The following is a 13,310-nucleotide window of genomic DNA, read 5'->3' on the forward strand; positions in this document are numbered from 1 at the left end:
CTATTGATGTTGATTATATAAGTAATACACCACCAGCAAGAAGCGTATTAATGCGCGAAGATTTTGGAACAGGTTCAAATATTTCTATTCCTCAAATAGACACGGCTTATTACTGTTATGAGTCTCAAGATGCCTCATTAGGTACTTGTTCAGACACCAATTTCAACATAAACGATTTACAGTATAGTGTAACAAGTACTATCGTAGCTCCTTTTGGAACATGGGTAAGCCCTATAGATAATTCTGGTGATCCTAACGGAAGATATTTAGCGGTAAATGTTGGTGATCCAGGTGTAAATACTATTGTTTACAGTAAAACTGATATTGAGATTATACCAAATAGAGATGTTGAGGTAGAGTTAGACGTTATTAATTTAGTTAGACAAGGATCAGGATTAATTAGACCAAATATCTTGGTAGAGATAGTTGACCCATTAGGTAATGTAATCGATAGTGGAACAACAGGCTTAATCGATGAAAACTCAGGAGCTAATGACTGGAGAAACGTAAATATTCCTCCATTGGATCCTGGCGCTAACAGTACTATTGATATTGTAATTAGAACAATTGCAACAGGAACTAACGGAAACGATGTTGCTATAGATAATATTCAAGCTTTTCAAAGTCCAGAACAATGTTCACAAAGGGTATCGATTGATGTTACCATTGAAGCGGGCTTTCAATTTGAAGCCAACCTACTATCTTCTGAAGATTTAGATTGTAATGCAGATAATTCTGGCTCAATTACTTTTGAAGTTGATAATTATGGCGCAAGCGGATTTGAATATAGTTTAGATGATTTTGCCAGTATTTTAGGTAGTACCACGGTATCGCCACAAACTATATCCGGACTTTCAGCAGGAAGCTATAGAGTGTATGTTAGAGAGGTAGGAAGTTCTTTGCCTGGTTGTACTACATTTTTTGACCATACTATTAACGAACCAACCTTAGTGGTTGCGAGTGCAAACTTGTCACAAGAATATACTTGTAATAATACGGGAGCAGAAATAACGGCTAGTGCTACAGGGGGTACTCCAGGATATGAGTACCAATTAGAGGATACTTCTGGCGGTATTATAACTGCATATCAAACTAATACAGTGTTTAATGGCTTATTGGCAGGAATTTACAATGTTCGTGTTAGAGACACAAATGGTTGTTCAGATTTAATTGACACACCTATTGAGGTTTTTGCTCCAGAAACACCTGTTTTCACTTTATCAGAAACAACGTGTTATAGCGGTAGTAACGATGCTACAATTACTGTAGATGTTACTGCTGGAAACGGAGATTACCAATTTAGAATCAATGGTGGCTCTTTTATAACTCCGTCTCCGGTTGATGCAACATCATATACATTTACAGGTCTTTCAAATGGTACATATACCATTGAGGTAACAGATGCTTTTGGTTGTGATGCTCCTGCGCAAACAGTAACTATTGAACAAGAGGTAACGGTAAGCGCTAGCGCAAGTAATATTACTGCTTGTGGTAGCTCTGGTGAAATCAATATTACCGCTGCAGGTGGTGATGGAAACTATGTTTATGCGGTAGTTGCAGATGGTTATATACCAAATGCGGGCGATTATTCAGCTACGAACATGGTAACGGTAATAGGTGCAGGCGATTATGATGTTTATGTATTGGATAACAATGGAGGGACAGACGCTTGTTCTGCTATGTTTGATATTAATATTGTTCAAGATTCTCCAGTTGTTGTAGTGCCGACCGTGGAAGATGTAACCTGTTTCGGTGGAAATGACGGTAGTATTTCGTTGGCATCAAGTGGTGGTGAAGCACCATATACGTATAGTATTGATGGAGGAGCTACATTTGGCACCGTAAATGTATTTAATAATCTAACTTCTGGTACTTATGATGTTCGAGTTAGAGATGTAAACGATTGTGAAGTTACTTTATCTGTTGATGTAGATGAGTTACCTGAAATAGTAGCAGAAAGCTTACAAACAGAAGATTATACTTGCAATCAACTGGCAGAAATTACAGTAGGAAGTATTACTGCAACGTCGGGTGGTTCTGGATCATATCAATATAACTTAAACGGTGGTGCTTGGACAACGGCTACAGCTGGAGGAACGATTTTTACTGATTTATCTGACGGAACATATATAGTTCAGGTTAGGGATGCTAACAATATAGGATGTGTTATTGACCTACCAAATATTGTAATAGCCCCATTACCAACAGAACCATCTTTAAGCAGTAACATTGATTACAGTTGTGATGGTACAGGTATAATTACCATACTTCCAAATGATGCTTCGTATGCTTACAGTATTGATGGTAATACTCCTCAAACGAGTAATGTATTTAATAGCGTTGCAGTTGGTCAACATACCGTTACCGTAGATTATGGTAGTGATTGTACAACAGATATTATTGTAGATGTTCAAGATGGTAATGCTTTTGAAGCCGCAATTTTATCTTATGAAGATTTAGATTGTAATGCAGATGGTTCAGGTACTATAACTTTTGAAGTCGAGAATTTCGGAGCAGGTGGTTATGAGTATAGCTATGATAGTGCTTTTGGAACGATTGAAGGTAGCGATACGCTTGCAACGCATCAAATAACAGGTTTGGCTGCTGGTAGTTACACTATTTATGTTAGAGACGTTGATAACCCAATTGCAGGTTGTACTGAAATACTGACTCAAACTATTATTGAGCCTGCAGTTTTAACGGTTTCTAATACACCTACACAACCTACATGTATTGATGATGGTGCTGTAAATATTACAGTAACTGGCGGTAGTTCTGCATATTCTTATGTGATTGAATTGCCAGATGCTTCGTCAACGCCTGCACAGGATTCAGGAATATTTACAGGTCTTGATCAATTAGGCCTACATACAATTACGGTTACCGATGCTAATGGATGTACGGAAACGGACACCTTTACATTAACAGCTCCTGTAGCTCCTGTAGCAAGTATTTTACCGAGTTCAGATGTGTGTTTTGATTCTTCTGTTTCAGGTTCAGCGACTATTGAGGTTGGTGCAACTGGCGGAGTGGGGCCATATTCTTATAGAATAGGTACAGGTACATTTACAAGTTCTAATATTTTTACAAGTCTTACCCCAGGTAGCTATACTTTTGAAATTAGAGATGCAAATGGATGTACAGATACGGTATCTTTTGATGTTGAAGCTCAATTAACGGCAAACCTTACATTAGATAAGGACTTAGATTGTTCAGTATCTCCAGATGCAATTATGAATTTAGTAACCAATGGTGGTTACGCACCTTATACGTATGAGTTAGATGTTAATGGCGGTGGATATGCTGCTTTTGCAGGGACTTTTCCATATTCTACTTCTACAGCAGGTACATATAGGTTTAGAGTAACGGATAACCAAGGTTGTACAGCTGTTTCTAATATAGTTACGGTTACGCCAACAGTAAACCCTGTTGCGACTGAAACCGTTACGAACCCTACTTGTTTTGGTGATTCTAACGGTATTGTTGAAATTAATATTGATCCTAATTTTGGGTCATCACCTTATGAAATTAATTTTAATAATGGCGGATTTACGAACCAAAGAGTATACACAGGTTTAGCTGCTGGTACATATAACTATGTTGTTAGAGATTCTAAAGAATGTACGTATAATGGTAGTGTAACTGTTGTTGATCCTGTATTGTTCAATGCAAGTGTTGTGGCTACTGACGTTAGTTGTGGTCCTTCTGGTGATGAACCGGGTAGTATTGATATCACTATTACAAGTGGTGGAGTACCTAATTTTACATACACCCTATATGACAACCTTAATAATATTGTTGCTACTACGGGTCCAAATCCTATTGTAAATACAGCGGCGACTACCGCTACTTTTAATGGTTTAGCGTTTGGAGATTATTATGTTCGGGTTCTAGATGCCAATGGTTGTGAGTTTTATCAAAATCCGGTACGAGTACTTTCTAGCCCATACTTGACGGTTGACCCTGTTTTGATGCCATCTAGTTGTATTACTGGTGGTACGGCTGAACTTACGGCTAGTGGTGGTTCGGGTAATTATGACTTTACAATTTACGGCGCGGGTACTCCTCCAGATGCTGAGGCGGCGGGTGCTACTGCTGATGAGGAGGTAGCAACGTATAACGGACTTAATCCTGGAGCTAGTTATGTTTTTCAAGTTATTGATACAGACACCGGATGTTCTAGTTTTGTTGAGGTTGATGTTCCTAACGTATCTGCTATTGATGTAGTTGCAGACCCAACGGTAACCGATGTTGCTTGTTATGGTGATACAAATGGGTCAATTGCTTTTCAATTTGAGGGTTATGATACTTCCGTTACTACCATTAATTATGAATTAAGAGAAAGTATTAGCAATAGACCTTTAGGTGGTGCATATTCAGGTAGTGTAACTGGTCCAAACGGTCCTGGTCCAACACTGTTAGAAACGATTTCAAACATACCTCCTGGTGATTATGTGTTATTCTACCAAGAAGCAGCTACTCCTGAGTGTACAAATACTTTTGAATTTAGAATATTAGAACCGAATCCGGTTACCTTGACCTTGGCAGATCAAAATAATGGATACTGTTCAGAAGATGCTAATGTAACCGTAATTGCAGGCGGTGGAAATGGTTCTTATACATATGCCTACGTTGAAAATGGTGTTCCTCCTGTTGCTAGTGATTATGTTACTGGTAACTATGCGGAATTAGATCCTTCGGTTAATACAGAATGGGATATTTATGTGATGGATGGCAACGGTTGTTCAACAACCTTACCGTTAGATGTTACTATTGCAGATGACCCAACACCAGCTATTTCTGGTTTGGTAATCAACCAATGTACTGCAGATGAAGGTGACTTTATTATAGAAATTACGTTAGACGGCGAAGGGTCGCAACCATACACACTTAGTGTAAACAGTGGCTCATACCAGTCTTCTACATTAACAACTGCAGGTACAACGCATCAGTTTACTGACCTTAGTTCTGGTAGTTATACAGTTCAGGTTCGTGATTTTAATGGATGTGGAAATGTAGTGATGATTGAAATTTTTGCACCTACTTCTATTTCGGCAGAGGTAACTACTCAACCTTCATGTACGGAAGGTGATGGAGAAATAGTAATTACGGCATATGGTGGATCTACATTCTATGAATATGAATTGTTCGATAATGGCGGAATTAGTGTAACTGGAAGCCCTCAAACATCACCTATTTTTACAGGATTGGATTCAGGTCTTTATACTGCTCATGTCTACGATACAGTTTTGGGTGGTTGTACAGCACAAACAGACGTAGAATTGGAGTTGGCAACCCCTGTATTATTTACGACGGATATTACAGATGTAACTTGTTTTGGAGCAACAGATGGTTCTATAGTGGCAATTTTAGATGCTGCTATGGATAACCCACCTTATGTTTACCAATTATTTATTGAAACGGCACCTTCAGTTTTAACTCCTGCAAGTGCGCCTCAAACAACAAGTACATTTACAAATTTACCCGCAAATGATGACTACGTGGTTAGGGTAACCTCAGCACGTGGTTGTGAATTAGAAGTTGATAGTCCAGTAGGTACTCCGTTACAAATTGCAAATGTAAATGCCGATGTAGTTGAATTTGGTTGTACTGTAGGTAATAATGATGATAATGCAACGATAACAGTAGATGAAACTACTATTACAGGCGGTAGTACTACTTATGTTACGTATGAGTTTATTGATAGCAGTTCTGCTATTGTTCAGTCTGGACCATCAAATGTATTAACAGTTACTGATAGAACAGGGGAGACCTATACTATTAATGTATATGATGACAAAGGTTGTTCAGGTAGCACAACAGCTACGGTATTACCTTATGATGAAATGACAGGTGCAACGGCCGCGGTAACTACTACAGTTACGTGTGCTCCAGGAAGTGATGGTGTAATTACGGTTACGGCAACGTCTTCTGCTAGTGATGATACGAAATATGAATACAGTATCGATAACGGTTCAACTTATGTTTCAACAAATGCGTTTGGCGGTTTATCTGCAGGAACTTATAATTTCTTAGTAAGACATACAGATACCGGGTGTATCGTAACAGCTTCGGCAACTATTGAAGAACCAAATACCTTTACTATCGATGTTGTGAAGACTAGTGATGTTATATGTTTTGGAACAAATACAGGAGAAGTTACTTTTGAATTGGTCGATGCAACATATAGTACTGGATTCAATTGGGAAATTTTCCGTACAGATGATACTTCTGTTGTTAGTGGAACGGAAGCGGCAAATGGTCCAACTCCGATTATTAACTTAGGTGTTGGTGAATACTATGTTTCTATTTCACAAACAAACAATCCGTTCTGTACCAATGTTGAATTTTTCAATATTGCAGGTCCAGATGCAGCAATTACAGGTAATACAGTAGTGACTGATATTACTTGTGTACCAGGAAATGATGGTGCCATAACGATTACCGATGTTGTCGGTGGTTGGGGCGGCTATACGTATTTTGTTGGTACGAGTGTTCCTGCAACTACAGATTTCGTAGCTAATGCGACTTTTGATTTGTTACCTGCTGCTACGTACCAAGCTTGGGTGCGAGATGCAGAGGGTTGTGAGCAATTAATTCAAGATAATATTGTACTTGATGTTCCAGACCCAATTGTGGCAACATTAGAGGTAAACATAGAGAATTGTACAAACTTACAAGGTGAGATAGAGGTTAGTGTACCAACAGGCGGACAAGGAAGTAACTATACCTACCAATTGGTAATGGACAGCGCTAATTTCCGTGCCCCACAGAATACCAGAGTATTCTCAGGTTTAGGTGCCGGTGAATATGAGGTAATTATTACAGATCAATGGGGTTGCACGTTTACAACATTACCCGTAGAATTATACGAACAGTTAAGTGCTACTACTTCGGTTGATAAAGCTATTGATTGTACGGGTACACCAGGCGGTACAATTACTATCAATGTAACTGGGGGTTCTACAAACCTTGAATTTACAATGACGCCTCCAACGGGTGCTGCAGTAACTCAATCGAATGATCCAACATTTACAGACTTAATAGAAGATGGTACTTACAGTTTCTTAATAAGAGATTTAGATACAACAAACCCTGTTTGTGAACTAACCGTAACGCAAGATTTAGCTCCTGCTATTCAACCGGTATTTACAGACGCTCATATAGATATTACATGTTTTGGTGCTAATGACGGTTCAATTACTTTGACACAAGTGGAAAACGGAGTAAATCCGTTAACATTTACGATATCTCCAGCAGCAGGAACATTCAACGCAAGTAACAATACATTTGAAGGCTTACCTCCAAATACATATGTTGTAACTGCTATAGGAACTAATGGTTGTACAACGGCATCGGGCAACATTGTAATAGATGAACCTGCAGCAATATCTAACATAGATACTACAGTTGTAGAATTTGGTTGTACTGTGGGTAATAATCCCAACAATGCTACAATAACAGTTGATGATGCTGCCATTACCGGTGGTAGCGGTAATTATGTAATTTATGAATTTGTTGATAGCAGTTCAACTGTGGTACAATCTGGTGCATCAAATGTATTAGTGGTTACAAATAGAGCAGGTGATACATATACCATCAATGTTTATGATGATAAAGGATGTGCTGGTACCACTACGGAAACCATACTCCCTTTTGATGAAATTACTGATATAGACGCTTCGGTTTCAAATACGGTTACATGTGCTCCAGGTAGCGATGGTGAAATTACGGTAGTAGTGACATCTACCTTAAGTGACCCAACTAGGTTTGAATATAGTATTGATAATGGGACCAACTACCAAACTTCCAACGTGTTTGGTGGTTTGTCTGCAGGATCGTTTACGATATTGGCAAGACATATTGATACTGGTTGTGTGGTTTCTGTCGCAGAAACCATAGAAGAGCCAAATACATTTACTATCGATGTTGTAAAAACAAGTGATGTAATTTGCTTTGGAACAGATACAGGTGCCGTAAACTTTACATTAGTTGATGCAACCTACCCTGGCGGATTTACTTGGACCATTTATAACACTAATGGTACTTTGGCGAATACTGCAGATGATACAGTAGAAGCAACAAACACAGAAGCAACAAACGGCCCAACAGCAGATATTAATTTAGCGGCAGGTAGTTACTATGTTTCTATAACACAAGACAACAACCCGTTCTGTACAAATACAGAAGCATTTACCATAAATGGACCAACAGAGGCTATCTCTGGCGCTACGGTAGTTACCGATATTACTTGTGACCCAGGTAATGATGGTTCAATTACAATTATCGATGTTGTCGGTGGTTGGGGTGGTTATACCTACTATGTAGGTGTACAGTCTGCAGGAGTTCCTGCAACTACAGACTTTGTGGTAGATGCTACATTCTCTGGACTTGCTGCTGAAACCTATCATGCATATGTTTTAGATGAAGAAGGTTGTATGCAACTTATTGAAGAGGATATTGTTCTTACTATTCCAGACCCAATTGCAGCTACATTAGAGATTACTCAAGAGAATTGTACAAATTTACAGGGAGAGATAACAGTTAGTGAACCAACAGGCGGACAGGGAAGTAATTATACATACCAGTTAATATTAAATGGTACCGATTTCCGCGCTCCGCAGAACACAAGAATATTCTCAGGACTTGGAGCTGGAACATATGAGGTATCTATTACAGACCAATGGGGTTGTACATTTACCACTCCAGCCGAAATACTTTATGAACAAATGGATGTATCTACCACAGTAGATAAGTCTATTGATTGTACCACAACACCAGGTGGTGAGATTACGGTAAATGTTAGTGGTGGTTCTACAAACCTTGAGTTTGAAATGACTACTCCATTAGGTAGTGTAGTTACTCAGACAACAGGGGTATTTACAAACTTAATTGAGGCTGGATCATACACATTTGAAGTTAGGGACTTAGATACAACAAACCCTGTTTGTGAAAAAGAAGTGACTCAGACATTAGATGCACCAGTTGACCCAGTATTATTAGATGCAACTATTGTTAATGTAAGTTGTTTTGGAGATACTAATGGTAGTATTAGAGCTAATATTGACCCAGCTACAGACGACAATCCTGTTTATCAATATGAATTATATGAAATAGCTGATTTGGTAAATCCAATTGTTCCAGCTCAAGATGACCCATTATTTACAGGTTTAGCGGCAGGAGAATACCAAGTAAGAGTAATTTCTAGTAGAGGTTGTGATGGTGTTAAAAACGAGACAATTACAGAACCAACGGCATTAACGGTTACCGCAACGGCAACGGAGTTTAGTTGTGCAGTAGATAATAGTGTTAATACTGCAACTGTAACGGCTACACCTGGTGCAGGTACTGGTACAGCACCATACTTATACAGTATTGATAATGTTATTTTCCAATCATCGAATACATTCAATGTTACAGATAATGGAGGTGTACAAACCATAAATGTTTATGTAAAAGATGCTAACGGTTGTACTACGTTTGATACGGTTACTATTCAACCATTAAATACGTTTACGGCGACTGTCACTCAAGATGTAGCTATCAATTGTGCTGTTGATGAGACAGTAACAATTACGGTTGCCGACAATGGTTTGGCACATAACTATGGTTATGAGCTATTGCCTGTAGGTAATGCAACAGGCACTTTAGTAAGTACTACAGCAACATCTGCAACGTACGATTTAAATACTGTTGGCTCATATGTATTTAGAGTTACAGATTTAGATACAGGTTGTTATGTAAATACAGATAGCTATACAATTGCACCTTTCGATTTTATCACGGCAACAGCAACAGCTGTTTCTCCAGTTACTTGTTTTGGTGATACCAATGGTAGTTTAGAAATTGACATTGATGGCTATACTGGTAATTATATTTACGAGGTATTTGACAATGGAGGTACATCTATTATTCCAGCAACAGCTTCAGATACTAGTGTTAATCCAAGAATAATTACAGGATTATCTGGTGGTACTTACTATGTTACCATTACAGAAACAGATGTTCCTTTATGTTCAGAAGATACAAATACAATAACTATAATTTCTCCCGACATGGCTTTAAGCGGAGTAGTTACTGTAGTTGCTGAAGCGACATGTACAGATGACCTTGGTGAAATTAGAGTTGAGGTAGAAGGTGGTTATAGCCCTTATGATATTGAATTGTCTAACACTAGCGGTGATAGCTTCAATATGGATGATGTTAATGGTGCGCTATTTACAGCATTGGCTTCTGGTGATTATACGGTTACTATAACTGATGATGTTGGTTGTGTTGTTACGTATACAGAATCAATTACTCCGGCAACACCGATAGTGGCTAATTCAACTCCGCTTGTAACAGACTTAGCTTGTTACGGTGACACGGGTGCTGTTGTTACGGCAAATGTAACAGGTGGCGGTAGTGGAAATTATAGCTATCAGTTGAATTTCTATAATGAAACCGGAACTACAATCACAAATACAACTGGAATACAAACCAATCCTAATTTTACTGATTTAGGAGCAGGTTTCTATAGTATAACTGTAGTAGATGGTTGGAACTGTGATACCACGACAAACACTGTTGAGGTAAGAGAACCAACAGAAGTACAGGCTAGCTTAATTAGAACTGATGCATTAACATGTGCTGAAGGTGCTGAGTTTGAACTTACTGCATCAGGTGGTAGTGGTACATATGAATACAGTTTGGATAATATCAACTTCTTGCCAATGAGCGGTGATGTAGTTTACTTGCCAGAAACAGGTACGTATCAAGCGGGTAGATATCAATTCTATGTACGTGATGCAATCAACGGTTGTGAGTCTGCAATCTCTAATGCAATTACTGAAGATGAAATACCGCCATTATTGTTATTTGTTGATGATACTGCTGCTGTACTGAATTGTACAGGGGAAAGCACTGCAATCATTTATGCAACTGCAGATGGTGGTTTAGGAAATTACCAATATGAATTGTTCACTGATAGTTCTTTAAGTGTAGTGTCTAGAATAGCAGGACCACAGTCCCAAGGTGTATTCAGAGATTTAGGTGCAGGTACGTATTACGTAACTGTAATTAGTGATGATTGTACAACTTCTGCAGAAGAAGTTATTATCGTAGAACCAACACCTTTAACGTACACTGATAATGTAGTGGATATTACTTGTGCAGGAGAAAACGACGGTGAAATTACTGTAACACTTTCTGGCGGTGCAGGAGGTTACCAATATGCAATTTCACCAAACCTTAACCAGTTCTTTGATAATAATACATTTACAGAATTAGAGCCTGGTGAGTACACAATCATTGCGCAAGATCAAAATGGTTGTTTTGAATTCTTGACATATACTATCTCTGAACCAGCAAGTTTAGAAGTAACGGCAGAGACAACACCAGAAATCTGTGTTGATAGTCAAGATGGTTCTATAATTCTTGAAATTACAGGGGGTACGGCACCATATAGTACGGCACTGAACTCCAATGATGATGCAGATTTTGTGTTGAACAGAACAGAATTCTATGACATGGCAGGTGGTAATTACCTTATTGTCATAAAAGATGCAAATGGTTGTGATACCAATGTGGTTGTTGACATAGAAACCGGAGTAAATCTTAATGCTACCGTGATGCCTATTTATGAATGTTCTAGTGATACACCAGATAATTTTGTAAATATCACTTTAGAAGATGATAGTGTAATTGGCGATGTGCTTTACGCAATAGATTCTGTTGACCCAGCTGATTTACAGTTGAATCCTGATTTTAGAAATTCAGCACCGGGCAGCCATTATATTACCATTGCACATTCTAATGGTTGTTTACAGACAATTGATTTTGAAATAGAGGCATTTGAGCCGCTGACACTTGTATTGGAGCAAAACAATATGAACGAAATAACTGCTGTTGTAGAAGGTGGTCGTGAAGGCTATACATACTTCTTTGATGGTATTGATAACGGCGATAATAATACATTCTATATTACAAGAACAGATACCTATGAGGTTCGTGTTGTCGATGCGAACGGATGTTCTGCAGTTGCAAACATATTTATGGAATTTATAGACATTGAAGTGCCTAATTTCTTCACCCCTGACGGAGATGGCCAGAATGATTTATGGATCCCTAGAAACATTGAGCAATACCCTGAAATACTAATAAAAATATTTGATCGTTATGGTAGAGTGGTTTCCGAACAGGCAGTTGATTCTGATGGTTGGGATGGCACATACTTGGACAATGAATTGCCAACAGGAGACTACTGGTATGTAGTACAACTGAATGGCGAAAGAGACGAAAGAGAATTTGTTGGACACTTTACTTTATACCGTTAAAAACTTAACCTAAAATGATGATGCGGAACAGTCTATTGACACTGGTATTATTTATAAGCGTATTCTCCCTAAGAGGGCAGGAGCTTACTATACCTCAATTATCTCAATATCTAGCCGATAACCCCTTTGTAATGTCCCCAACTTACGCAGGTATTGGTGACCATGTAAAAATAAGACTTAACGGTCTTACACAGTGGGTAGGTATTAAAGATGCACCAGATACACAATCTCTTGCTGCGGATATGCGTATAGGAGAAAAATCTGGTATTGGTACACTATTGTATAACGATAGTAATGGTGAAACAAAACAGCAAGGTGCTCGTTTTTCATTTGCTCACCACCTTACTTTAGATCGTTATGATGATGAATTTTTATCATTTGGTATATCATATAATTTTAATCAGTTTAGAATTGATAATACAAACCCAGAATTAGTAGCTGATCCAGCATATGTTGGTGACAAAGCAACTACAAACCACAACTTTGATTTAGGTGTATTATATAGATACGATAAGTTTTATTTTAGTGTAAACGCTTCTAACATTCTAGATAAGGATTTAAGCAACTTTAATGCTTTATACGAGCCTAATAGATTAAGAAACTATTATGTGTATACCGGTTATAGATACATGAAGAAAAGAACTAGTAAGATGGAAATCGAACCATCTGTATTATTCCAATTATTTGAGAGTGATGGTCGTTCTGTTACAGATTTAAACTTAAAATTCAGATTTTACGATTTCGAAGATTATTTCTATGCAGGTGTCAACTATCGTTTCTTGAACGATCAAATTGGTAATCCGCTGTATATAGCTCCTATAGCAGGTTTAAAGAAAAGTAATTTTTACTTCGGATATTCTTATCAAGTAATTCTAAACGAACTTCTAGGGTATAGTTCTGGTACGCACGTAATCACCCTTGGGGTAGATTTATTTCAGGGTATCAGTAATTGTCGTTGTACGTATTAATCCTTCAAGTGAGATTGATTAAATTTGA

2 protein-coding genes are annotated in these 13,310 nt (G+C 38.2%); both read left to right on the plus strand.

The annotated features are described in order from the left end of the window. Positions 1-50 precede the first annotated feature (50 nt). Positions 51-12,314, plus strand: coding sequence for a T9SS type B sorting domain-containing protein (locus ABJI11_RS06670; protein WP_348350577.1), 12,264 nt, complete (start codon positions 51-53; stop codon positions 12,312-12,314). A 20-nt stretch (positions 12,315-12,334) separates the two neighbouring features. Next, positions 12,335-13,282 carry a type IX secretion system membrane protein PorP/SprF gene (locus ABJI11_RS06675; RefSeq protein WP_348350621.1) on the plus strand — a complete coding sequence of 316 codons (948 nt, stop codon included), beginning with the start codon at positions 12,335-12,337 and terminating at the stop codon, positions 13,280-13,282. Positions 13,283-13,310 lie beyond the last annotated feature (28 nt).

Origin of the sequence: Maribacter sp. (assembly GCF_039968975.1) — a bacterium.
Lineage (GTDB): Bacteria > Bacteroidota > Bacteroidia > Flavobacteriales > Flavobacteriaceae > Maribacter.